We start from the raw sequence: 23,477 nt of genomic DNA on the forward strand, positions 1-23,477 counted from the left end.
CCCGCATGATCTTCGCGACCTATCCGTCGCTGGCCGGCAAGGTTGTGCTGGTAACGGGCGGCGCCTCCGGCATCGGGGCGGAGGTGGTGGCGCAATTCGCCGCCCAGCAGGCGCGCGTCGCCTTCCTGGATTTCGACGATGCCGGCGGCCAACGCGTGGCGGCGGAAACCGGCGCGCTGTTCGTCCATTGCGACCTGCGCGACATCGAAGCGCTGCGGGCCGCCATGGCCCATGTCGCGAATCTGCTCGGCCCGGTGCAGGTGCTGGTGAACAACGCCGCGCGCGACGACCGCCACGGTCTGGAAACCGTGGAGCCCGACTATTGGGACGAGCGCATGGCGACCAATCTGCGCCACATGTTCTTCTGCGCCCAGGCCGTGGCGCCGGCCATGCGCAAGGCGGGGGCGGGGTCCATCATCAATATGGGCAGCGTGAGCTGGATGGGCGCCCAGGGCGGCATGCCCGCCTATACGGCCGCGAAATCCGCCGTGCGCGGCCTGACCCGCGGCCTGGCGCGCGACCTCGGCGTGGACGGCATCCGGGTGAATGAGGTGGTGCCCGGCTGGGTCTTCACGGAACGCCAGGAGGCGCTCTGGGCGACGCCGGAGGCGGTGGAACGGCACATGGCGAAGCAGTGCCTGAAGCGAAAGGTGATGCCGCCGGATCTCGCGCGGATGGTGCTGTGGCTGGCGGCGGATGACAGCGCCATGGTCACGGCGCAGTATTTCGTGGTGGATGGCGGCGGGGTCTAGAATCCGCCGCCATCCATTGTCAGCGCAACGGCAGCGCGTAGATCAACCCGCCTTCGGTCCAGAGCCGGTTCGGCCCGCGCGGCAGGTTCACCGGCGTGCTCGGACCGAAGTGGCGGTCATACAGCTCCCCATAATTGCCCAGTGCGCGCACCACATTATAGGCCCAGGCTGGGTCCAGCTTCAGCGACTGGCCGAGTTCCGGAGTCACGCCCAACAACCGGCGCGTATTGGGGTTCACGCTGGTGCGGCGCATCTGTTCCGCATTGGCGCGCGTCACGCCCTGCTCCTCCGCCTCGATCACCGCATAGGTGAACCAGCGCACCAGGTCGAACCATTCGTCATCGCCGCGCCGCAGATAGGCGCCATAGGGCTCCTTCGAGAAGCGCTCATCCAGGATGGTCCAATCCGCCGGGCGCGGCATGGCGGAGCGCACGCCGGCGAGCTGGGAGGCATCGGTGCCGAAGGCGTCGCAGCGCCCGGCCTGCAAGGCGGCGGCGGCCTGGTCGGTGCGTTCATACAGCACCGGGCTGAAGGGCACGTTGATGCTGCGGAAGTAATCCGCCGTCACCTGCTCATTCGTCGTGCCCTGGATCAGGCAGATGGTGGCGCCGCGCATCTCCGACACCTTGGAGACGCCGAGGTTGTTGCGCACCATGAAGCCGTGGCCGTCATAGAAATAGGTGACGGCATGGCGCAGGCCGAGCGTGACGTCGCGCAGCATGGTCTGGGTGGAGGTGCGGAACAGCACATCCACCTCCCCCGAGCCCAGCGCCGTGAAGCGGGTGGAGGAAGACAGCGCGACGAAGCGCACCTTGGTGGGATCGTTGAAGATCGCCACCGCGACACCGCGGCAGAGATCCGCATCCATGCCCTGCCATTCGCCGCGGCTGTCCGGCAGCGCGAAGCCGGCGACGCCGGTATGGATGCCGCAGACCAGCAGCCCGCGCGCGCGGATCGCGTCCAGCGTTGGCCCGGCGGCAGCCGGTGCGGGTTGGAAGAAGGTCGCGCAAGCGGCGACCAACGCGGCCGAAAGGCCCCGTGCCCAAGACATTGATTGAAGCCCCCATTTTTATGCGATGGCGGATCGTCACGCCGCCCGGGGAGTCCTGTCAATTGGCAAAGAAAAACCCCGGCGGATCGCTCCGCCGGGGCCTTTTGGCATGGGTGATGTGGCGTCGCCGCCTTGAGGCTAGTGACTCGCCCCCGCTGTGGCGGTGGCAATGATCCAGCCCGCGGACCCGGCGCCCGCCTGCATTCCATGAGACACTGGATCACCTCCTTTCGGTTGTTGACGACTGTGGAAAGCTTGCCTTGCGGCGCTGCCGCGCCGCAAGGGAAAAATCACACCGCGCCTTCACGCGCCTGCGTGCGCAGGATGTGCTTCTGGATCTTGCCGGTGCTGGTCTTCGGCAGTTCGGCGAAGACCACGTGGCGCGGCACCTTGAAGCTGGCGAGGTGATCCTTGCACCAGCCGATCAGATCCTCCGCCGTCGCCGTCGCGCCCGGCTTCAGCTCGATGAAGGCGCAGGGCGTCTCGCCCCATTTCGCATCGGGCCTTGCCACCACAGCGGCGACGGCAACGGCCGGGTGCTTGTAGAGCGCATCCTCCACCTCGATGGAGGAGATGTTTTCGCCGCCGGAGATGATGATGTCCTTGGACCGATCCTTGAGCTGGATGTAGCCATCCGGATAGGTCACCGCGAGATCGCCCGTGTGGAACCAGCCGCCGGCAAAAGCCTTCTCGGTGGCGGCGGCGTCCTTCAGATAGCCTTTCATCACCACATTGCCGCGCATCATCACCTCGCCCATCGTCACGCCATCGGCGGGGATCGGCGCCATCGTGTCGGGGTCCATCACCGTCAGACCCTCCAGCGCGATGTAGCGCACGCCCTGGCGCGCCATCAGCGCCGCCTGCTCCTGGGCGGATTTCGCGTCCCAGGCATGGTTCCATTCATTCACCACGGAGGGGCCGTAGCATTCGGTCAGGCCATAGACATGGCAGACGGCGAAACCGGATTCCTTCATCGCGCCCAGCACGGCTTCGGGCGGCGGCGCGCCGGCGGTGACGAACTGCACCTGATGCGGCAGGGGCTTCTTTTCGGCCTCGGCGGTCGCCAGCAGTGTCGCCATGACGATCGGCGCGCCGCACATATGCGTCACGCCCTCGCTCGCCATCAGCGCCCACATCGCATTGCCGCGCACCGCGCGCAGGCAGACATGCGTGCCGGCCTGGGCGGTGATCGACCAGGGGAAGCACCAGCCATTGCAATGGAACATCGGCAGCGTCCAGAGATAGACCGGATGCTTGCCGATGCCGGCGGACAGCATATTGCCGATCGCCAGCAGCTGCGCGCCGCGATGGTGATAGACCACGCCCTTCGGCCGCCCCGTGGTGCCGGAGGTGTAGTTAAGCGAGATCGCATCCCACTCGTCGCCCGGCAGCTTCCACGCGAAATCCGCCGAGCCTTCCGCCACCAGCGATTCATAATCGACGGCACCCTCCAGGTGGTTGGCCCGGGCGGCGGCGCTGGCCTCCGGGTCATCGACCTCCACCAGCAGCGGCTTCACCGCGCATTGGGTCAGCGCCATGCGGGCCAGTGGCGCGAATTCGCGGTCCACCACCAGCACCTTCGCCTCCCCGTGGTCGAGGCAATAGGCGATGGTGCCGGCGTCCAGCCGTGTGTTCAGCGTGTTCAGCACGGCGCCGGCCATCGGCACGCCGTAATGGCATTCCAGCATCGCGGGGATATTCGGCAGCAGCACGGCCACCGTGTCGCCCCGCGTCACGCCCCGCTTGGTCAGCGCATCGGCCAGCGCCACGCAGCGCGCGCGCAGGTCGCGATAATTGCGCCGCGTCGCGCCATGCACCACCGCCAGGTGATCCGGGAAGGTCAGGGCGGCGCGTTCCAGGAACAGCAGCGGCGTCAGCGGCTGGTGGTTCGCCGGGGTGCGGGGCAGGGCGTCGTAATCGGTGGCAGCCATTCTCGGATTCCTCGGGATTTTCGTGGGCGCGGGGCGGATCAGGCCACCCAAAGAACAGGAGGACGCGCCGGCAGGACAATGATCCACGGCAACTCAGCGATCCCAGACGGGCTTCCGCTTACCGAGGAAGGCGCCGATACCCTCCTCCGCATCCGCCGCCATCAGGTTTTCCGTCATCACCGCCGCGCAATGGACATAGGCCTCCGCCAGGGGCAGTTCCCGCTGGTGGTAGAAGGCGGCCTTGCCGAGGCGCACCGCATGGGCGCTGCGATCGGCGATGTGCCGCGCCAGCGCCATGACGGCGTCCGACAATTCCGCCGCCGGCACCACGCGGTTCACCAGCCCGATCCGATGGGCCTCCGCCGCCGGCACCATGGCCCCGGTCAGCAGCATCTCCATCGCCGGCTTGGTCGCCACGGCGCGGGACAGGGCGACGGCCGGGGTGGAGCAGAACAGGCCGATATCGACCCCCGGCGTGCAGAAGGCGGCCGCCTCGCTGGCCACCGCCAGGTCGCAGGTGGCCACAAGCTGGCAGCCGGCGGCGGTGGCCACCCCCTGCACCTCCGCGATCACAGGCTGGGGCAGGGCGGTGATGACCTGCATCACCTCCGCGCAGCGGCGCATGGCGGCGTCGAAGAAGGCGCGGCCGGCATCCTCGTCATTGCGATGGGCGGTGATCTCCCGCAGGTCATGGCCGGCGCAGAAGACCGGGCCGGCGGCGGCCAGCACCAGCACACAGACGCGCGGGTCCTGGGCGATCTCCTCCAGCGCCTGGCGCAGCGCGCCGAGCATGGCGAAGGACAGGCTGTTGCGGCTGTCCGGCCGGTTCAGGGTCAGGCGGGCGACGCCCCCCTCGCAATCCTGGCGCAGCAGAAGGGGGGCGGTGCCGTCCGGCATGGCTCAGGCCCCGCCGGGGCGGCGGCGCGGTGCAGCTGCGCGGCTGATCGGCATGGTTTGGATGTCCCCCTCTACGGCATGGCGCCGACCGGCAGCCTGCGCTTCGCCCGGCGTGTCGTGCAACTCTGCCATCGCTGGCCGGCGGCCGGGAACCCCGCCCGAAACGGGAAGCGCCGGCGGGTTGCCCCGCCGGCGCCATTCAGACCGGTGCGGAAGCCCCGGTCAGCGCCGCAGCGCCGCCGCGTCCCGCGCCGCGCGGGCGTCGTTCTCGGTCGCGAAGATGTCCCGGTCCTTGGTCTCCGGCACGAAGAAGGCGCCGATGACCACCGTGATCAGCGCGATCACCACCGGGTACCAGAGTCCGTAATACACGTCGCCGGTCTGCGCGATCATGGCGAAGCTGGTCGCCGGCAGCAGCCCGCCGAACCAGCCATTGCCGATATGGTAGGGCAGGGACATGGAGGTGTAGCGGATTCGCGTCGGGAACAGCTCCACCAAGGCCGCGGCGATCGGGCCGTAGACCATGGTCACGTAGATCACGAGCAGCGTCAGGATGCCGATCAGCACCGCCGGCTGTTCCCGGAAGATGTCGACCGCGCTCGACATCCGCACCACGGAGGGGTTGGACGCCGCCGGATAGCCCGCCGCCGTGAGCGCCGCGCCGAGATCCCGCGCGAAGGTCGGGCTGTTCGCCATGATCGGCGTCGCGCCCTGGATGCGCACGCCGGCAACCGTGCCGGGGGCCGCTTCCTCCACCGTGTAATTGACCGAGGCGCGGGCCAGCGCCGCCTTGGCCACGTCGCAGGGCTGGGTGAAGCGGGCGGTGCCGGTCGGGTTGAACTGGAAGGAGCAGCTCGCCTTGTCCACCACCACCTGGACCGAGATCGTCTGGTGCGCGCGGGCGAGGTCCGGATTGGCCTCCGCGCTCATCAGCTTGAACAGCGGGAAATAGGTCAGCGCCGCGATCAGGCAGCCGCCCAGGATGATCGGCTTGCGGCCGATCTTGTCGGACAGCCAGCCGAAGAAGATGAAGCCGCCGGAGCCCAGCAGCAGCGACCAGGCGATCAGCATGTTGGTGGTGAAGGGGTCCACCTTCAGCACCTGGCCCATGAAGAACAGCGCGTAGAACTGGCCCGTGTACCAGACCACCGCCTGGCCCATCACCAGCCCGAGCAGGGCCAGCAGCGCGACCTTGGCGTTCTTCCACTGGCCGAAGGCCTCGCTGATCGGCGCCTTGGAGCCCGAGCCCTCCTCCTTCATCTTCCGGAAGGCGGGGCTTTCCTCCATCTGCAACCGGATCCAGACGGACACGCCGAGCAGCAGGATCGAGACCAGGAACGGCACGCGCCAACCCCAGGCGCGGAAGGCCTCGTCGCCCACCGCGGTCTGCGTGGCCAGGATGACCAGCAGCGACAGGAACAGGCCGGCCGTCGCCGTCACCTGGATGAAGCTGGTGTAGAAGCCGCGCTTGCCGTGCGGCGAATGCTCCGCGACGTAGGTGGCGGCACCGCCGTATTCGCCACCCAGCGCCAGGCCCTGCAACATGCGCAGGATGATCAGGATGATCGGCGCCAGGATGCCGATCTGGTCGGAGGTGGGCAGGATGCCGACGATGAAGGTGGAGGCACCCATGATCACGATGGTGATCAGGAAGGTGTATTTGCGCCCCACCAGGTCACCCAGCCGGCCGAAGACCAGGGCGCCGAAGGGTCGCACCAGGAAGCCCGCGGCGAAGGCGAGCAGCGCGAAGATGTTGCGCGTGCCTTCCGGGTACTGGCTGAAGAAGTTGGCGCCGATGACGGCGGCCAGGGATCCGTAGAGGTAGAAGTCGTACCATTCGAAGACGGTACCGAGCGAGGAGGCGACGATGACCTTTCGCTCCTCAGGTGACATTGGTCGCGCGGCCTCGCTGGCCGCAGCGCTTGATGCAGACATCCCCCATCCTTCCCGCGCGGACACCGCCGCCCGCCATTCGTTATTGTTGCGTCACTAAGCAAGGCCCGCGCCCGGGTCGAACCCGGCCGGTCTCGAGCTTACCGATGGCAAGCGTATACAGGTCAAGCGGGGTGAAGGTTAATTCGCATCCATAAAGACAAAACTGGAAGACGACATCGTAACGTATTGCTCTTTATTCATTTTTGCGTTGCGGTATCAGGCGGCGAGCAACCGTTGCGTCAGCATCGCCGGATCGAAGCCGCGCTCCATCTCCTGCTGCGTCGAGACGATGTGGAAGCGCAGCGCGCCGCGGATCGAGGGCGTCTCCCCCACCCGCTGATCGGGGTGAATCGGCAGGGTGGCCAGCAAGGGCGCTTCGGCCAGAAGCGGCAGACGGTCCGCGCTGGCGGGCGGGCTGTCCTGCCGCGCGGCGAGGTGGCGGGCCAGGCCGGCGGCCTCCGCATCCAGCGCCGCGCGCTCGGCGGCCGGAACCTCCGCCCGGGCCAGTATGTCGCCGCCGATCCGGGCGAGGGCCTCGGCCAGCCTGGGTTCCGCGCCGGGTGCGTGGGGGCGCAGCCAGGCCTCGGCCAGGGCCGTCACATCGCCCACCGTGGCGGCGAAGGTCTGCCAGCGGCAGTGGCTCAGCGCTGCTTGGAAATCCGGGTCGGCGAAGGTCTGGCGCTCGTTCCGGCCGGATTTGACCCGGCAGTAATCGATCACCGTCTTCTGCGCGACGAAGGCCGCCTGGCGTTCCAGGAACCGGGCGAAACCGTCCGGATCATCCGACGGCACCGCCGCCAGGCGTTGTCGCAGCCATGCCAGCACCGGTCTTTCTCCTCCCTGAAACGCAACGATGTTGCATGACGGACCAGACACGTGATAGCCGATTTAACAACGAAAAATTCACGCCCGCGCCTGGGCGTCGTACCAAGTTGTCACCGGGATGGCCGGAGACATGACGGGGAGAGAGCGGATGCCGTTGGTGGAGGATGTCGAGATTCGGCAAGGCGCCCGGGTGGCAGCCACCGATCGCGTGAATGGTGAAGCCTACTGGAAAAAGACGTCGGCCCTGATGTGGACCGTGATGGGGATCTGGTTCATCGCCGGATTCGCGGTTCATTTCTTTGCCACCGCCTTGAACCCGATCCATATCCTGGGCTTCCCGCTGGGCTTCTACTTTGCCGCGCAGGGTAGCCTCATCATTTTCGTCGTCGGCCTCTTCTGGTTCGCCAAGCGACAGAACGAGATCGACGAGGAATTCGGCGTGCAGGAGGACTGAGGCCATGTCCACCAGCACGGGGGGCAAGGACCCCTTCATCTCCAGCCTCGGCAAGATCTACGCCGGCTATACCGGCGGCTTCGCCGTCTTCGTCATCCTGCTCGCGATCCTCGAGCAGATGGGCGTGCCGGACAAGATCATCGGCTACCTCTTCGTCGTCCTGACCATCGGCGTCTACGCCTATATCGGCATCATCAGCCGCACCGCGGCGGTGGCCGAATACTACGTGGCCGGGCGGCGGGTGCCGGCGATCTACAACGGCATGGCGACGGGGTCCGACTGGATGTCCGCCGCCAGCTTCATCGGCATGGCGGGCAGCCTCTACGCGCTCGGCTATGGCGGCCTCGCCTTTATCCTGGGCTGGACCGGCGGCTACATGCTGGTGGCCATCCTGCTGGCGCCCTATCTGCGCAAGTTCGGCCAGTACACCGTGCCGGATTTTCTCGGCGCGCGTTTTGGCGGGAATATCGCGCGGTCGCTGGGCGTGATCGTGCTGCTCACCGCCTCCTTCGTCTATGTCGTGGCGCAGATCGTCGGCGTGGGCATCATCACCCAGCGCTTCCTGGAAGTGTCCTTCCTCACGGCGGTGTTCCTGGGCCTCGCCGGCATCCTGGTCTGCTCCATGCTCGGCGGCATGCGCGCGGTCACCTGGACGCAGGTGGCGCAGTACATCATCCTGATCATCGCCTATCTGCTGCCGGCGGTGCTGATGTCCGTGAAGGTCACGGGCGTGCCGGTGCCGCAGCTGATGTACGGCTTCGCGCTGGAACGGATCGAGGGGCTGGAACAGGGCTTCCGCGCCGCGGGGATGATCCCGCCGCCCGGGGTCACGGGCTGGCACACGGCGCCCTTCATCGGCGCCAACGGCGCCTTCTCCTGGTCCGCCGCCTTCAACTTCTTCGCGCTGGTCTTCTGCCTGATGGTCGGCACCGCCGCCCTGCCGCATATCCTGATGCGCTACTTCACCACGCCTTCGGTGCGTGAGGCGCGGCAGAGCGTGGCCTGGTCGCTGTTCTTCATCTTCCTGCTGTACTTCACCGCCCCCGCCTATGCGGCCTTCGGCAAGCTCGAGATCTACCAGACCGTCATCGGCCAGCCGATCGCGGCGCTGCCGGAGTGGATCAGGAACTGGCAGATCGTCTCGCCCTATGGCGTGCCGTGGGTGAACATCGTCGACGTCAACCGCGACGGCATCGTGCAATGGGGCGAATTCCGCATCCATCCGGACGTGGTCGTGCTGGCGACGCCAGAGATCGCGGGCCTGCCCTATGTGATCGCGGGGCTGGTGGCCGCCGGTGGCCTGGCGGCCGCGCTCTCCACCGCCGACGGGCTTTTGCTGGCGCTCGCCAATGCGCTGTCGCATGACGTCTACTACAAGATGATCGACCGCAATGCGCCGACCGCGAAGCGGCTCATCATCTCCCGCGTGCTGCTCATCCTGGTGGCGATCCTGGCCGCCTGGACGGCGGGCAATGCGGGGGCGGACATCCTGTTCCTGGTCGCCTGGGCCTTCTCCATCGCCGCCGCCGGCCTGTTCGCCGCGCTGGTGATGGGCGTCTGGTACAAGCGCACCACGAATGCCGCCGCCTGCTGGGGCATGGCGGTGGGCTATGGCTTCACCGTCGGCTACCTGATCTGGACGGAGTTCTACGGCCTGTCCTTCGTCGAGGTCTTCGGCTCGAAGGAGGCGATCCTGGCCGCGGCCCGGCAGACCGCGGCGCTGCCCGCAGCCGATCCGGAGCTGAAAGCCTATGCCGCCGCGCTGGTGGCGAATGCCGGCCAGATCACGGATGGCGTCCTGTCCTGGTTCGGCCAGCTGATCCTGACGACGGACAGCCTGGTTCTGCGCGGCCGGACGGTGGCGCGGCTCTGGACGCTGAACAACATCTCGGGCGGCATCGTCGGCGTGCCGCTCTCCTTCCTCACCATCTGGCTGGTGTCCAAGTTCACCACGGCGCCGAGCCAGGCGATGCAGGACTTCATCGACGACATCCGCATTCCGAAGGGCGGTGTTCGCCTGGTGGACCGGCGGGAAGCCGTCGAGTAACGCTGGGGTTCCGGCGTCGAGACCCAGGGGCGGCCGCGGCAACGTGGCCGCCCTTCCTGTATCAAGCCCTTTGGCCCGAGGACCATTGCTGCCGATGCAGCCTTTCATCACCGACCATCTCGGCTTCTGGATTCCGCTCTATGTCCTGGCGCTGACCGCCTGGGCTTGCCTCGCGCGCTTCATGATGCAGGTCATCGTGCCGGAGGACAGCGCGAACTACATCTGGCGCGGCTTCCGGCTGCTGACGGGCTGGGCCGTCTGGCTGGCACGCCGCGCCGTGCCCTCCTATGTCCATGCGCGTTTCCTGCCGCTGGTCGCCGCCTGCTGGCTGTTCGGCATTCGCCTGGTGGCCGGCGTGCTGATGCTCTCCGCCGGCCTCGGCCCGCGCATCACCCCGCCCGGCTGATCGCGATGACCCCGCAGAACCTTTTCGTCGCCGTGGTCGGGCTGTGCCTGATGAATGGCCTGGTCAGCCCGGCGCTGCCGGTGATGATGGCGCTGCATCCGGTCTGGCTGCCGGAACTGCTGCCGCCGACCAATGAAATCGTCTTCTACGGCGCCAGCCTGATGGTCTCGACCGCCACGCTGCTCCTGGCGGCGCTGCCGGCCGCCATCACGGAACGGCTCGGCGCCTCGCTGCCCACCGCCATGCTGGTCTGGCTCGGCGGCGCGGGTGTGCTGCTGCTGCTCGGCCTGGGGTGAGGGGCCGCCCGGCCCCTCATCGCAGCGATCAACGCCAGACGAAGCTGTTGAGGCTGCAGGTCTCCTGCCGCCGCCGCTCGAAGGCGCGGCCGTCCACATAGACCACGCGCATATCCACCGCGCAGGTCACGCCCGCCGGCAGCCGCACCGAAACCTGCTGGCCCGGCTGCATCACCTGCGCGCCAAGCCGGTCCGGCCCCCAGCCGCCATCGGTGGACAGCGAGACATACAACTCCCGGATCGTCACATTCGTGCCGTTGACGAAGTTGAAGGAGGGATTCATCCCCGCCGGCCGGCCTGGGCTGACCTGCGCCCCGGTGCCCGCCCCGCCGCCGCCGCCGCCGAAGACCACCTGGCTCAGCCCGCAGGCATTCACCTGCATGCGCGTCGCCTCGCCGCCGCCCTGATAGGTGACGCGGATATCGAGGATGCAATCCCCGAAGGCCGGCACCACCCAGACCCTTTCGCGATTGGGCAGCACCGAAGTGCCGAGGATGTCCGGCCCCCAATCCTGCACGCGGGAGGATGAGACATAGGCACGCTCGATGGTGCGGCCTGTGTCATTGACCAGCCAGAAGCGATTCTGTGCCTCCGCCGCCCCGGCGGCCAGAAGGCCCGCGAGCAGCGCGAAAAGGGCGAGGACGGGGCGGCGCATTGGCATTCTACTCCCTGGGTGTCGATTGAAGCGGGACATGTAACAGCGGGATTTATGGGCGAGGGGTGAAAGCCCCGTCACAATATTTCGACATATGGCGTCTTCCGCCACCTGCTGACCCCAGCCATCACTCCCTGCTGCCCCGCTACCATCACCAATGCTGCTCCGCAGCGGGCGCCTTCTGGCGGAGCGCCGGATTTGCCTGCTAGGCTCCCGCCATGATGTGGTCCGTCCCGCCCCGCCGTGCCCTCCTCCTCGCGGCCGCGCTGCTGTCCGGCTGTGCCGCCGCCGGCACGCCCGGCCCCGCCACCACCCCCGCCGCGGCGGCGGAAGCGGAGCCGGAGGGCGTTTTCGGCAACTACCTCGCCGGCCGCTTCGCCCAGACCGAGACGGACACCCGCATCGCCGCCGACCGGCTGCTGGAGGCGCTGCGGCGGGAGCCGAACCAGCCCGAGGTGCTGAACCGCGCCTTCGCCGCCGCCCTGCTGGATGGGCGGCCGGAGGCACTGCGCCTGGCCCGCCGCCTGCCCAGCAACCAGGCCGCCGCCCTGCTGCTGGTGGGCGCCGAGGCCACCGCCGGGCGCTGGGACCGCGCCGAGCAGCGGGTCCGCGCCTTGCCCAACCAGGGGCCCTCTCAGCTCCTGAAGCCGCTGCTGCTCGCCTGGGTGCAGCAGGGCCAGGGCCAGACCGATGCGGCGCTGGCCACCCTGCGCCCGCTGACGGAGGCGGGCGCCCTGCGCGGCCTGCATCTGCTGCACGTGGCCCTGATCGCCGATCTCGCCGGCCGGCCGCAGGAAGCCGAGCGCGCCATCCGCCTCGCCATGGCGGAAACCCCCGAACCCTCGCTGCGCCTGCTGCAACTCGCCACCTCCATCCTCGCCCGCAATGGGCGGGAGGCGGAGTCGATGGCGCTGGTCGATGGCCTGGCCCGAGGCCTGGGCGACTACGCTTTGGCCGCCGCCACCCCCGTCGGCCGCCGCGCGCTGATGGAAACGCGCGCCGTATCCTCCCCGGTGGAGGGCATCGCCGAAGCCTATCTCGCGCTGGCCGCCGCGCTGCGCCAGCAGGGGGCCGGCGATGCGGCGCTGATCCTCGCCCGGCTGTCGCTGCGGCTGCGCCCGAATTTCAGCCCGGCCCTGCTGCTGATCGCCGAGAACTATGCCGAGGAACGGCACCCGGAAACGGCGCTGGCGGTGCTGGAAGGCATCCCCGGCAACGACCTCATGGCCCCGGTGGTCGCGCTGCGCCGCGCCGCGCTGTTCGACCGCATGGACCGTGTGCCGGAAGCCGAGGCGGCGCTGCGCGGGTTGGCGCAGACCCTGCCGCAATCGCCGCAGCCGCTGGCGCGCCTCGGCGACCTGCTGCGCTCCCGCAGCCGCTTCCCGGAGGCTGCCACGGCCTATGACGGCGCCCTGTCGCGCATCGCCAACCCCACTGCCGCTGACTGGCCGCTGTTCTACGCCCGCGGCATCGCCCGGGAACGCGCCGGCGACTGGGCGCGGGGTGAGGCGGACTTCCAGCGGGCGCTCGAGCTGGCGCCGGAACAGCCCTATGTCCTGAACTACCTGGCCTATACCTGGGTCGAGCAGGGCAACCGGTTGGTCGAGGCGCGCGCCATGCTGGAACGCGCGGTGCAGCTGCGGCCGGAGGATGGCAACATCGTCGACAGCCTCGGCTGGGCGCTCTACCGCATGGGCGACTTCCCCGCCGCCATCCGCACGCTGGAACGCGCGGTGGAGCTGGAGCCGCGCAACTCCGTCATCAACGACCATCTGGGCGACGCCTATTGGGCCGCCGGCCGGCAGCAGGAGGCCCGCTTCCAATGGCGCCGCGCCTTGGGGCTGGAGCCGGAGCCGGAGGACCTCGCCAAGATCACCACCAAGCTGCGCGACGGCCTGCCGGACCCGCCGGCCTCCACGGCGCAGCGCCGCGATTGAGCGCCGCCGATCCGGGCTTCGCCCCGGCGAAGGTGAACCTGTATCTGCGCGTCACCGGGCGGCGCGCCGACGGTTTTCACCTGCTGGACAGTCTCGCGGTGTTTGCCGGGGTGGGTGATCGCGTCACCGCCACGGTTTCGGACGCGCTGGAACTGACGCTGGCGGGGCCGGAGGCGGGGGCGCTGGCGGCGGAGCCCGACAACCTGGTGCTGCGCGCCGCCCGCGCTTTGGCGCAAGCCACCGGCGTGACCCGGGGCGCGGCGCTGCGCCTGGAAAAGCACCTGCCCGTGGCCTCCGGCATCGGCGGCGGCTCGGCCGATGCGGCCGCCGCGCTGCGGGTGCTGGCGGCGCTCTGGGGCGTCTCGGCCGACCTGCCGGCGCTGGCGGCCGGGCTCGGCGCCGATGTGCCGGTCTGCGTCACCGGCCAGCCTGCGCGGATGCGGGGGGTGGGGGAGGTGTTGTCCCCCGTGCCGACTTTGCCCCCCTGCGGGTTGTTGCTGGCCAATCCCCGCCTGCCCCTCGCCACCCCCGCCGTCTTCCGCGCCCGCCAGGGCGGCTTCGCGCCGGAAGCCCGCCTGCCCAGCGGCTGGGCCGATGCTGCCGATCTGGCGGACTGGCTGCGCCCTCTGGGCAACGACCTTCAGGACGCCGCCATCAGCTTGTGCCCGCCTGTGGCGGAGGTGCTCGCCGCCATCGCCGCCCAGCCGGGCTGCCTGCTGGCCCGCATGAGCGGTTCGGGCGCCACCTGTTTTGGGATTTTCGCGACCGCGGAGGCGGCATCGCAAGCGGCGGCCACGCTGCCGGAGGACTGGTGGCGATGGGGTGGGCGGCTGCTCAGCTGAGGGGGAAGGATTGGGTGGGGGCTCCCGTCAGCGCCCCAGCCAGGCCTTCAACCGCCCCGGCGCCTGGACCATCGCCGCCTCCGCCCCGCAATAGCTGAAGCGCAGAAACCGCCCGCCACGCTCCCGGTCGAAATCGACGCCGGCCGAGGCCGCGATGCCCGCCCCCTCCAGCATCCGGGCGCAGAATTCCAGGCTGTCATTGGTCAGGTGCCCGACATCGCACCACAGGTAAAAGGCGCCATCGGCGGCGGCGATCCGGTCGAAGCCGGCCTCCGGCAGGCCCGCCAGCAGCGCCGCCCGCGCACGGGCATAGCCGGCCTTGTTGGCCTCCAGCTCCTCCGCGCAGTCAAACGCCGCCTCGGCCGCCACCTGGGCGATATGCGGCGCGCTGATGAACATGTTCTGGGCCAGGCATTCCACCGGGCGGATCAGATCCTCCGGCAGCACCAGCCAGCCGATGCGCCAGCCCGTCATCGAGAAGTACTTCGAGAAACTGTTCACCACGATGGCGCTGCCCGAGAACGCCGCCGCGGTGCTCTCCGCCACGGTGCCATAGGACAGGCCGTGATAGATCTCGTCGGAGACCAGCCGCACCCCATTGGCATGGCACCAGCGGGCGATCGCGGCCAATTCCTCCGGCGCCAGCATGGTGCCGGCGGGGTTGCAGGGGCTGGCGACGATCAGCCCGTCCGGCCGCGGGTCCAGCTTTTCCAGCATGTCCAGCGTCGGCTGAAAGCGGGTCGAAGCGTCGCAGGGCAGCATCTGCGGCACCATGCCGAGCGCGGTCAGGATATTCGCATAGGGCGGGTAGAAGGGCGCCGCCATGGCGATCCGGTCGCCGACATCGAAGGCCGCCAGGAACGCCAGCGGAAAGGCGCCGGAGGCGCCCACCGTCACCGCGATCCGGCTCGCCGGCACCGCCACCCCGTACTTCGTCGCATAATGCGCGGCGATGCGGGCGCGCAGGGAGGGCAGGCCGAAGGCCTCCGTATAGCCCATGGGATTCGCGGCCTGCAGCGCGCGGATCGCCGCCTCAGCCGCGCCGCGCGGGGCGCCGCTGCCGGGCTGGCCGACCTCCATGCGCAGGATGCCGGGGGCGCCGGGCGGCAGCGTCGCGGCGCGCGCATTGGCGGCCGCGATCACATCCATCACCAGGAAGGGCGGCGCCTCCGCCCCCCGGCCCGTCTTCAACGCCATCAGCGGTCCACGGCACCCAAGGCGAGGCCGGCGCCGCGCGGATCGGTCAGGCCCTGGCAGCTATTGGCGTCGCCCGGCAGGTAGCGCGGGCAGGCCATCAGCTGGGTGCGCGCGGGCTCCGGCGCCGAACCCACCGCGGAGGCCGCGTCAGCGCCGGACAGGATGCGGGCCAGCGGCAGTGCCACCGCCAGCGGCGCCCCCTGCTGGCCGCTGCCGGCCGCCATGGCGCGGAAGGACCGAAGGTTCGGGCTGTGCACCAGCCCGGCGGAGAGCAGCGCCGGCCGCACCTGGCCGATGCCCGGCGCGGCCGCCATCAGAATGCCGGTGCCGGGCGCCATGCGGCCGGTGCCGAACAGGTTGTTCATGCTGAAGGCGCAGGTCACCGCCATGCCGTCCCGATCGAGCACCGTCAGCCCGGTGGAGGCCGGCAGCACGCCAAGGCCGCCGCCCGGCAGGCTGGTGGCGGAAAGCAGGGTCATCGCATCGCCGCCCCGCGCCCGCCAGGCCGCCGCCGTGGCCTCCCCCCGCGCCGCCGCCGCATCCGGCGCGGCGCCGGATTGCAGCGCCGCGAAGGCCGCCGCCGCCGCCAGACCGCCATCGGCGGGCGGCGGCAGGAAGGACACCAGGTCGTTGCCGGCGCGCAGCTGCACGGGGGCCACCACCTGCGGCACCGCCACGCGCAGCTCCTCCACCGTCAGCCCGCCCCCCGCGGCTCGGGAGGTTTCCTCCAGCCGCCGGGCCAGCCCGCCCTGGTGCAGGTCGCCGACACCGGCAGTGCGCAGCGTGGCGAGCGTGGCGCCCAGATCGGCCTGGGTCATCCGCTCCCCGGCCCGCAGCGGCCGGCCGCCGGCGGAGAAGGCCGCGGCCACCTGCGGGTCCTGGAACAGCGGGCCGGAGACGGCGGCGAGGTCGGCGGCGAAGGTGCGGCTGACCTCGGTGCCGAAGCGGGCGGCCTGCTCGGCCGGGACGACCAGCTCCTCGAAGGGCCGGCGGCCGGCGCGGGCATGCAGGGCGAACAGGCCGCGCGCCATCAGCGGCACGGCGGCCGGGCGGTCGGCGCCGGCCGGCACGGCGGTCCGCGCGCCGGCGGGGAAGACGATCGCCTCCACCTCATTGCGGCTGGGCGTGTAGACCAGGCAGGCGCCACCGCCGCCAAGCCCGGCGCGGGAGGGTTGGGTGACGCTGAGCATCAGCGCCGCCGCCACCGCGGCATCGGCGGCGGACCCGCCGGCGGAGAGCACATTGCGCCCGGTGAGGGCCGCGCGCGGCTCCTCCGTCGCGATGCCGCCCAGGAAGCCGCGCACGAAGCCTTCCTCGCCGGCCTGCGCCCCGCCGCCCGATTCGGGCAGCCCGCCGCAGGCCGCCAGCGCCGGCAGCAGGGCCAGCGCGAAGGCCGCCCGGCCGGCGCCCCGCCATGCGGGGTGGGAAGGGGGCACCGATCGCGCTAGGCTGGCGCCCATGTCGCGCCCCCTGACCTTGTCGATCGCCGGCACCAAGCTGGTCGTCATGCTGGTCGTCCTCGCCCTTCTCGCCGTGCTGGTCGTCCCTGGACAGGCCGCGGCGCAATCGGCGTCCCAGCGCATCGTCACCATCCGGGATGCGGAAACCGAAAACCTGATCCGGCGCCTGTCCCACCCGCTGTTCCGCACCGCGGGGGTGGATCCGGGACTGGTTCGGATCACGCTGATCCAGAACCGGGCCATAAACGCCTTCGTCAGCACCGGCAACCGGCTGTTCATCCATACCGGCCTGATCCAGCAGGCCGGATCGGTGCGGGAATTGATCGGCGTGCTGGCGCATGAGACCGGCCATATCGCCGGCGGCCACCTGGCCCGCATGCCGGATGAGATGCGCGCGGCCATGCTGCGCTCCGTCGCCGCCATGCTGCTGGGCGGCGCGGCGGCGGCGGCCTCCGGCCAGTCGGGCGCGCTGGCGGCGGGCATGCTGGGCGGCCAGGCCAGCGCGATGGGGGAGTTCTACGCCTTCACCCGCAGCCAGGAACAGGCGGCGGACCAGGCCGGCGTCACCTATCTCGACCGCCTCGGCTGGTCCGCCCGAGGCATGGAATCGCTGCTGGAAAAGCTTCTGGAACAGGAGCTTCTGGCCGTCGGCCGGCAGGACCCCTACTTCCGCACCCATCCCCTGTCGCGCGACCGGCTGGAATTCACCCGCGAGCATATCGCCCGGTCCCGCTTCTCCGACGCGCCCCTGCCGGCGGGGTTCGAGGAGGAATTCACCATGGTGCGGGCGAAGCTGGATGCCTTCATCGATCCGCCCTCCGTCACCTGGCGCCGCTACGCGCCGGGCAACAATGCCCGCCCCGCCCGCTATGCCCGCGCCATCGCCCAGTTCCGCTCCGGCCGCATCGCGGAGGCGGTGGCGCTGGTCGATGAATTGATCGCCGAATCGCCGCGCATCCCCTGGCTGCATGAGCTGAAGGGCCAGATCCTGTTCGAGGGCCATCGCCCGGCGGAGGCCCTGGCCCCCTATGACATGGCCAGCCGACTCGCCCCGGATGAGGCGATGATCCGTCTCAGCCATGCCCGCGTGCTGATCGAGCTGGGCCAGCCCGCCCAGCTTCGCCAGGCGCTGGAGGAATTGGAGGCCACTTTGCGGACCGAGCGCGAAAGCCCCTTCGTCTGGCGCCAGGTGGCCATCGCCCAGGGCCGGCTGGGCCAGATGCCGCTGGCCGATCTGGCTTTGGCCGAGGAGGCGCTGCTACAGGGCGAGAACAGCACCGCCCGCATGCTGGCCCGCCGCGCCGAGGCCGCGCTGCCGGCCGGCCCGCAGCGGCTGCGCGCGCAGGACCTGCGCAACGCCGCCGAGGTCGAGAACACGCCGCGGAGCGGCCGATGAGGAATCCCATGCGCAAGATGCTCCGCAGTGCCGCCGTGATCCTGGCCTTGGCGGTGCCCGTCACCGTCTGGGCCCAGACCTTCACCCCCGCCCAGCGCGCCGAGATCGTCGAGATCCTGCGCCAGGCGCTGCGGGAGGACCCGACCATCCTGCGGGATGCCATTGGCGGGCTGGAGGCGGCGGACCAGCAGGCCCGCGCGGAGGCGCAGCGCGGCGCCATCGCCGCCCAGGCCGCCGCCCTGTTTCAGGATGCTGGCGACCCGGTGAAGGGCAATCCGCGCGGCGACGTGACCATGGTGGAGTTCTTCGACGCCCGCTGCGGCTACTGCAAGCAGCTGCACCCGACCATGGAGGCGCTGATCCGCAGCGACCCCAATCTGCGGGTGGTGATGAAGGACCTGCCGATCCTGGGTCCGAACAGCGTCCTCGCCTCCCGCGCTCTGCTCGCCGCGCAGCGCCAGGGCGGCTACGGCCGGCTCTATGACGCGCTGATGGCGCTGCGCACCGAACCGACGGAGCCGGTGCTGCGCCAGCAGGCGGAACGCGCCGGGCTCGACTGGTCCCGCCTGCGGCGCGACATGGAGGACCCGGCGGTGCAGGCCCGCATCCAGACCAATCTCGCTTTGGCCCAGACCCTGGGCATCGAGGGCACGCCCGCCTTGGTCATCGGCCAGACCCTGGTGCCCGGCGCGGTGGACCTGCCCACCCTGCAACGGCTGGTGGCGGAAGCCCGCGCGGCGCGTTGAGGCCGCGCGCCAAGCCCGCCGCCGCCCGGCGCGCTTGACCCCCCTTGGCCGGCAGGCTTCCGTCCTGCCGTAAGCAAGATTGGGGGAACCACATGTCCAAACTGACGCGCCGCGCCGCCCTGGCGCTCGGCCTGCTGCTGGCCGCCAGCCCCGCTGTGCTGGCCCCCGCCGTGGTGGCCCAGGAAGCCTATCCGTCGCGCCCCATCCAGATGATCGTGCCCTATCCGCCCGGCGGGAACACGGACCTGATGGCGCGCGCCTTGCAGACCGAACTCAGCCAGGCGCTGGGCCAGGCGGTGGTGGTGGCCAATCGTGGCGGGGCGGCGGGCACCATCGGCGACGCCGCCTTGGCCCGCTCGGCGCCGGATGGCTACACGATCGGCATGTCGCCGAACAATCCGCTGACGGCGCAGCCGCATCTGCAAAGCCTGTCCTATTCCATCGACAGCTTCCGCTTCCTCTGCCTGGTCTATGACAACCCGCAGGTGCTGGTCGGCGGCCGCGGCGCGCCCTTCCAGGATTTCGCCGGCATGATCGCCCATGCGAAATCGGGGCGGGAGGCGCTGGTCTATGGCTCCCCCGGCCAGGGCAGCACCCAGCACATCCTGATGGCGGCCCTGCTGAAGGCCGCCGGAGTCGACGGGCTGCACGTGCCCTTCACCGGAGCCGGGCCGATGGCCACCGCGGCGCTCGGCGGGCAGATCCAGGTCTTCGTCGAAAGCCCCTCCATCCCCACCAGTTCCGGCCTGCCCATGCTGGGCGTCTTCGGCCGCGAACGCATGCCGGCCCTGCCGCAGGTGCCGACGGTGGCGGAGCTGGGCTACCCGATCGATGGCAGCTCCGCCGGCGGCCTCGTCGGCCCGGCCAATATGCCGGACGCGGCGGCGGCGGCCATCGAGCGTGCCTGCGCCACCGCGGTCGCCAGCCCCGCCTTCAAGCTGGCGGCGGAGCGGCTGAACGCCGTGCCGCGCTACCTGCCCGGCGCCGCCTTCCGCAGCCGCTTCGCCGAGGAAAGCGACATGAACCGCACCGTGCTGCGGGAACTTGGCCTGGCGCAATAGACGAAGCCGAGCCGCGATTTGCCGCCATCCCACCGCCGTATAGACTGCGGTGCGGGAGATTCACGAATGGCGGCGGAACAGGCGGTCGCGATGCTGGACCGGCTGGTGGGCTTCGACACCACCAGCGCGCGCAGCAATCTCGACCTGGTGCATTTCGTGCGGGATGACCTCGCCCGGCAGGGCGTGGAGAGCCGGCTCGTCTTCGACCCGGAAGGGCGGAAGGCGGCACTGCATGCGGTGCTCGGACCGCGCGTCGCGGGTGGCGTGGCGCTTTCCGCCCATAGCGACTGCGTGCCGGTGGAGGGCCAGGCCTGGGCGGCCGACCCCTTTGGCCTGCGCCGCGACCACGGCCGCCTGACCGGCCGCGGCACCGTCGACATGAAGGGCTTTTGGGCCTGCGTCATGGCCGCCGTCCCCGGCCTGCTGGCCAAACCCCTGGCGCGGCCGATCCACCTCTGCCTGTCCTTTGACGAGGAAACCACTTTTGCTGGCGCGCCCCTGCTGGTGGACAGCCTGGCCGAAGGCGGCCCGCCGCCGGCGCTCTGCATCGTCGGCGAGCCCAGCCTGATGGCGCCGGTGGTGGCCCATAAGGGCTATGCCTCCTGGGAAGTGGAGGTGACGGGGCGCACCGGCCATTCCTCCCAGGCGCATCGCACCGCCAATGCGCTGGAGGCGGCGGCGGAGGCCGTGGTGTTTCTCAAACACGCCGCCCGCCGTTTCGCCACCGAAGGCCGCCGGGCCGAGGGCTTCGTCCCGCCCTATACCACCGTCCATACCGGCACCTTCCGCGCCGGCAGCATCCTGAACATCGTGCCCGACCTGGCCGAATTCGTTTTCGAGGTGCGCGCCGTGCCCGGCGATTCGGCGGAGGCCGTGCGCGATTCGCTGCTGGCCTTCGCGCGCGAAACCCTGCTGCCGGACCTCCAGGCCAGGGCGCCGGAGGCCGAATTCCGCCTGCGCCCGCGCTGCCACGCCCCGCCGCTCAGCCTCGACCCGGCGCATCCGCTCTTCGCCCTGGCGGTGGGCTGCGGCGCGGTGGGCGGCGCGGCGCGGATGCCCTTCGCGACGGAAGCGGGCGTGTTCCAGAATGCCGGTATCGCCACGCTGGTCTGCGGCCCGGGCGACGTGGCGCAGGCGCATCAGCCGGAGGAATGGATCGCCTTATCCGAACTGGCGGCCTGCTGCGCCTTCCTCGACCGGCTCGGCGACAGGATGGCCGCGTGATTCATCCCTTGCCGCCCCTGGGCGATATCGGCCTGCCCTCGCTGAAGGTGGGGCTGCCGCTGCCTTCGCTCGCGCGCTGGCGGGCGGGCAATGCCGGCCTGCCGGGCGTGTGGCGCTTCGCCGCGGCGGAGCCGGGGCCGCATCTGGTGATCTGTGGCGCCGTGCATGGCAACGAGATCGCCGGCGCGCTGCTGCTGCAGCGCTGGCTGCGGGAGGGGGTGCGACCGCGGCGCGGCACGCTGACCCTGGTTTTCGCCAATCTGGCGGCGCTCGACCGCTTCGACCCCGCCGACCCCACCGCCAGCCGCTTCGTCGAGGAGGATCTGAACCGCGTCTGGGCGCCCGAACTGCTGGCCGGGCCGCGCCGTTCGGTGGAGCTGGACCGGGCGCGGGCGCTGGTGCCGGTGGTGCAGCAGGCGGACGTGCTGCTGGACCTGCATTCGATGCTCTGGCCCTCCGACCCGCTCTACCTCTCAGGCCCCGGCGCGGCGGCCCGCGCCTTGGGCCAGGCGATGGGCACGCCGCCGCTGGTGGTGGCCGATGACGGCCATGCGGCGGGCACGCGCCTGATCGACCACGCCCGCTTCAAGGACGGCGCCAGCGCCCTGCTGCTGGAAGCCGGCCCGCATTGGCAGCCCGAAACCCTCGCCTTGATGGAACAGGCCGCCGCCCGCCTGCTGCGCCGCCTGGGCATGGCCGAGCCCGGCGCGGCCCTGCCGCCCGAGGAACCACTCCCCCCCGGCCGCCTGGCCCGCGTGACCCGCACCGTCACCGCGACCACCAGCGGCTTCGCCTTCCTGCGCGATTTCCGGGGCGGCGAGGTGGTGCCGCAGCGGAACACGCTGATCGCCCTGGACGGGGAGATCGAGGTGCGGACCCCACACGATTCGTGTCTGCTGGTGATGCCGAGCCCGCGGGTGATGCGGGGGCATACGGCGGTCAGGCTGGCGAAGTTTGAGGGGTAGGGCCGTGGCCCGCCCCCTCAAAAACCCTTCAGCTACGCATCTCAATCTGCGCCCGCCGCCGGAGATCCCGCTGCACCTGCCGTGACAACAGCTCGGCGCGGTCGCGCACAAGCTGCGCGCGGGCCGCGTCCGGCGTCAGCTCGGCCTGGTTCCGGGTTTCGCGGGTGCACACCATGATCACGGCGACGCCGTCCGGGGCGATCACCGGCTGGCTGGCGCGGCCCGGCTGCAGGCTGCCGATCAGCTGGCGCAGCGGCGGCGGCTGAACGCCTTCCAGCCGCACCTCGCCCGGGTCCGGATCGCGGCCGCTATTCGCGGCGCGGCCGGCGGCTTCCACCGCCTCGCAGGTCCGGGCGGAGCTGGCCAGCGCGCGGGCGCGCTCCACCGTCTGGATCTGCTGCTGCGTCGGGTTGTTGGGGTCGAGCGGGGAGGAGAAGGGGAAGAAGGCCTGGCGCAGCGTCAGCATGGTCGCCATGTCGCGCCCCACCTCCCGCCGCTGGCGCAGGGCGATGATCTGGAAGCCGCCGGGCACGCGGATCGGGTTGGCGATGGCGCCGGGCGGCATCTGCCGCACCACATCCGCCACTTCCCGGTCCAGCGCCTCCGCCCCCACCCAGCCCAGGTCGCCGCCCTGCAAGGCGGTCTGGGACTGGCTGAACTGCGTGGCGGCGACGGGGAAGGGCACACCGCGGCGAAGCTGGGCCACGACCTCATCGACGAAGGTCCGGACCTCGGCCTCCTCCGACGGGTTGTCGATCGGCACGAAGATCTCGCTGACCAGGAATTCCGGCTGGCCCGTGCGGGCGCGCTGGCCGGCGATCAGCTCCGCCACCTCGGCCTCGCCGGGCTCGGCCTGCGGGCCGAGCAGCTGGCGCACCAGCCGGGCCCAGCCGATCTGCACGCGCAGCTGGTCGTACAGCACGCGGGGCTCCACCCCGGCGCGGCGCAGCTGGGCCACCAGGGCGCCGGCGGGCAGGCCGTTGCGGCGTTCCAGCTCCGCCACCGCGCTGGCGATGTCGTTGTCGGTGACGGGGATGCGGCGGCGCTGCACCTCCTGCATGCGCAGACGCTCATCCACCAGCAGGCGGGTCACCTGCGGGGTGAGGCGTTCCAGCACCTCCGGCGTGATGTTCAGCCCGGCATTCAGCGCGAACAGGCGCCGCCGGCCATCGACATCGGCGCGGGTCACGATGTCCCCGTTGATGACGGCGACGATGCGGTTGGCCTGCGGACCGGCGGCCTGGGCGACGGCGCGCGGCGCCGCCCCCTGGGCCGCGGCGAGCCCGGGCAGGAGAAGGAGGGGGGCGCTGGCCAGGGCGGACAGCAGCAGGGCGCGGAAGGTGGGACGCATGGCGCTTTCCTAGAGCATTCCCCGGGCCGGCGAAATCACCTGACCGAGC

General features: G+C 70.7%; 21 protein-coding genes. 12 read left to right on the forward strand and 9 right to left on the reverse strand.

Annotated elements, in window-relative coordinates:
* Nucleotides 1-5 precede the first annotated feature (5 nt).
* Nucleotides 6-752 carry an SDR family NAD(P)-dependent oxidoreductase gene (locus tag ACVFYP_RS09895; protein WP_499200003.1) on the forward strand — a complete coding sequence of 249 codons (747 nt, stop codon included), beginning with the start codon at nucleotides 6-8 and terminating at the stop codon, nucleotides 750-752.
* 19 nt (nucleotides 753-771) lie between these two features.
* On the opposite strand, the gene ACVFYP_RS09900 is transcribed toward ACVFYP_RS09895, so the two are convergent.
* The 5 genes from ACVFYP_RS09900 to ACVFYP_RS09920 all read right to left on the reverse strand — a co-directional run bounded on the left by ACVFYP_RS09900 (nucleotide 772) and on the right by ACVFYP_RS09920 (nucleotide 7,391).
* On the reverse strand, nucleotides 772-1,803 hold the full coding sequence (locus ACVFYP_RS09900; protein WP_499200004.1) for an amino acid ABC transporter substrate-binding protein: 1,032 nt from the start codon (nucleotides 1,801-1,803) through the stop codon (nucleotides 772-774).
* A gap of 290 nt (nucleotides 1,804-2,093) precedes the next feature.
* Nucleotides 2,094-3,734 (reverse strand): acyl-CoA synthetase, encoded by a 1,641-nt coding sequence (locus ACVFYP_RS09905; protein WP_499200005.1) that lies wholly within the window; start codon nucleotides 3,732-3,734, stop codon nucleotides 2,094-2,096.
* A gap of 93 nt (nucleotides 3,735-3,827) precedes the next feature.
* Entirely contained in the window at nucleotides 3,828-4,631 is an 804-nt protein-coding gene (locus tag ACVFYP_RS09910; RefSeq protein ID WP_499200006.1) for an enoyl-CoA hydratase, read from the reverse strand.
* 222 nt (nucleotides 4,632-4,853) lie between these two features.
* A complete protein-coding gene (locus ACVFYP_RS09915) occupies nucleotides 4,854-6,524 on the reverse strand; it encodes an MFS transporter (protein ID WP_499200007.1) in 1,671 nt (556 codons plus the stop codon).
* Between the two features lie 258 nt (nucleotides 6,525-6,782).
* Complete coding sequence (locus ACVFYP_RS09920) at nucleotides 6,783-7,391, reverse strand: hypothetical protein (protein WP_499200008.1); 609 nt, start codon at nucleotides 7,389-7,391, stop codon at nucleotides 6,783-6,785.
* A gap of 148 nt (nucleotides 7,392-7,539) precedes the next feature.
* Here ACVFYP_RS09920 and ACVFYP_RS09925 point away from each other — a divergent pair, with 148 nt between their 5' ends.
* The 4 genes from ACVFYP_RS09925 to ACVFYP_RS09940 all read left to right on the forward strand — a co-directional run bounded on the left by ACVFYP_RS09925 (nucleotide 7,540) and on the right by ACVFYP_RS09940 (nucleotide 10,594).
* Nucleotides 7,540-7,845 (forward strand): DUF4212 domain-containing protein, encoded by a 306-nt coding sequence (locus ACVFYP_RS09925; protein WP_499200009.1) that lies wholly within the window; start codon nucleotides 7,540-7,542, stop codon nucleotides 7,843-7,845.
* A gap of 4 nt (nucleotides 7,846-7,849) precedes the next feature.
* Nucleotides 7,850-9,892: a sodium:solute symporter family protein gene (locus tag ACVFYP_RS09930; RefSeq protein WP_499200010.1), complete on the forward strand. Its 2,043-nt coding sequence runs from the start codon at nucleotides 7,850-7,852 to the stop codon at nucleotides 9,890-9,892.
* Between the two features lie 94 nt (nucleotides 9,893-9,986).
* On the forward strand, nucleotides 9,987-10,298 hold the full coding sequence (locus tag ACVFYP_RS09935; protein ID WP_499200011.1) for a hypothetical protein: 312 nt from the start codon (nucleotides 9,987-9,989) through the stop codon (nucleotides 10,296-10,298).
* Between the two features lie 5 nt (nucleotides 10,299-10,303).
* The gene (locus tag ACVFYP_RS09940) at nucleotides 10,304-10,594 is read left to right on the forward strand and encodes a hypothetical protein (protein WP_499200012.1); all 291 of its coding nucleotides are present in this window, start codon (nucleotides 10,304-10,306) and stop codon (nucleotides 10,592-10,594) included.
* 28 nt (nucleotides 10,595-10,622) lie between these two features.
* Here ACVFYP_RS09940 and ACVFYP_RS09945 read toward each other — a convergent pair whose 3' ends face one another.
* On the reverse strand, nucleotides 10,623-11,249 hold the full coding sequence (locus ACVFYP_RS09945) for a Tat pathway signal protein (RefSeq protein ID WP_499200013.1): 627 nt from the start codon (nucleotides 11,247-11,249) through the stop codon (nucleotides 10,623-10,625).
* Between the two features lie 218 nt (nucleotides 11,250-11,467).
* On the opposite strand from ACVFYP_RS09945, the gene ACVFYP_RS09950 reads away from it, so the two are divergent.
* Nucleotides 11,468-13,186, forward strand: a complete 1,719-nt coding sequence (locus tag ACVFYP_RS09950; protein WP_499200014.1) for a tetratricopeptide repeat protein — start codon at nucleotides 11,468-11,470, stop codon at nucleotides 13,184-13,186.
* Nucleotides 13,183-14,028 carry a 4-(cytidine 5'-diphospho)-2-C-methyl-D-erythritol kinase gene (locus ACVFYP_RS09955; protein ID WP_499200015.1) on the forward strand — a complete coding sequence of 282 codons (846 nt, stop codon included), beginning with the start codon at nucleotides 13,183-13,185 and terminating at the stop codon, nucleotides 14,026-14,028. Before ACVFYP_RS09950 ends, ACVFYP_RS09955 begins: the two co-directional genes overlap by 4 nt.
* A gap of 27 nt (nucleotides 14,029-14,055) precedes the next feature.
* On the opposite strand, the gene ACVFYP_RS09960 is transcribed toward ACVFYP_RS09955, so the two are convergent.
* Together ACVFYP_RS09960 and ACVFYP_RS09965 are read right to left on the reverse strand one after the other, a co-directional pair.
* The gene (locus tag ACVFYP_RS09960; protein ID WP_499200016.1) at nucleotides 14,056-15,225 is read right to left on the reverse strand and encodes a pyridoxal phosphate-dependent aminotransferase; all 1,170 of its coding nucleotides are present in this window, start codon (nucleotides 15,223-15,225) and stop codon (nucleotides 14,056-14,058) included.
* Nucleotides 15,225-16,733 (reverse strand): gamma-glutamyltransferase, encoded by a 1,509-nt coding sequence (locus ACVFYP_RS09965; protein WP_499200017.1) that lies wholly within the window; start codon nucleotides 16,731-16,733, stop codon nucleotides 15,225-15,227. Before ACVFYP_RS09965 ends, ACVFYP_RS09960 begins: the two co-directional genes overlap by 1 nt.
* Between ACVFYP_RS09965 and ACVFYP_RS09970 the strand changes: the two genes are divergently transcribed.
* From ACVFYP_RS09970 to ACVFYP_RS09990, 5 genes are all read left to right on the forward strand, one after another.
* Nucleotides 16,684-18,081 carry a M48 family metalloprotease gene (locus ACVFYP_RS09970; RefSeq protein WP_499200018.1) on the forward strand — a complete coding sequence of 466 codons (1,398 nt, stop codon included), beginning with the start codon at nucleotides 16,684-16,686 and terminating at the stop codon, nucleotides 18,079-18,081. The genes ACVFYP_RS09965 and ACVFYP_RS09970 overlap by 50 nt on opposite strands.
* A gap of 8 nt (nucleotides 18,082-18,089) precedes the next feature.
* Nucleotides 18,090-18,827 carry a DsbA family protein gene (locus ACVFYP_RS09975; protein ID WP_499200019.1) on the forward strand — a complete coding sequence of 246 codons (738 nt, stop codon included), beginning with the start codon at nucleotides 18,090-18,092 and terminating at the stop codon, nucleotides 18,825-18,827.
* A gap of 92 nt (nucleotides 18,828-18,919) precedes the next feature.
* A complete protein-coding gene (locus ACVFYP_RS09980; protein ID WP_499200020.1) occupies nucleotides 18,920-19,888 on the forward strand; it encodes a Bug family tripartite tricarboxylate transporter substrate binding protein in 969 nt (322 codons plus the stop codon).
* Nucleotides 19,889-19,954: 66 nt separating this feature from the next.
* The gene (gene argE, locus ACVFYP_RS09985; protein WP_499200021.1) at nucleotides 19,955-21,112 is read left to right on the forward strand and encodes an acetylornithine deacetylase; all 1,158 of its coding nucleotides are present in this window, start codon (nucleotides 19,955-19,957) and stop codon (nucleotides 21,110-21,112) included.
* The gene (locus ACVFYP_RS09990; protein WP_499200022.1) at nucleotides 21,109-22,077 is read left to right on the forward strand and encodes a M14 family metallopeptidase; all 969 of its coding nucleotides are present in this window, start codon (nucleotides 21,109-21,111) and stop codon (nucleotides 22,075-22,077) included. Before argE ends, ACVFYP_RS09990 begins: the two co-directional genes overlap by 4 nt.
* A gap of 28 nt (nucleotides 22,078-22,105) precedes the next feature.
* On the opposite strand, the gene ACVFYP_RS09995 is transcribed toward ACVFYP_RS09990, so the two are convergent.
* Nucleotides 22,106-23,428 (reverse strand): peptidylprolyl isomerase, encoded by a 1,323-nt coding sequence (locus ACVFYP_RS09995; protein ID WP_499200023.1) that lies wholly within the window; start codon nucleotides 23,426-23,428, stop codon nucleotides 22,106-22,108.
* Nucleotides 23,429-23,477 lie beyond the last annotated feature (49 nt).

It is taken from the genome of Roseomonas sp. F4 (assembly GCF_053891155.1).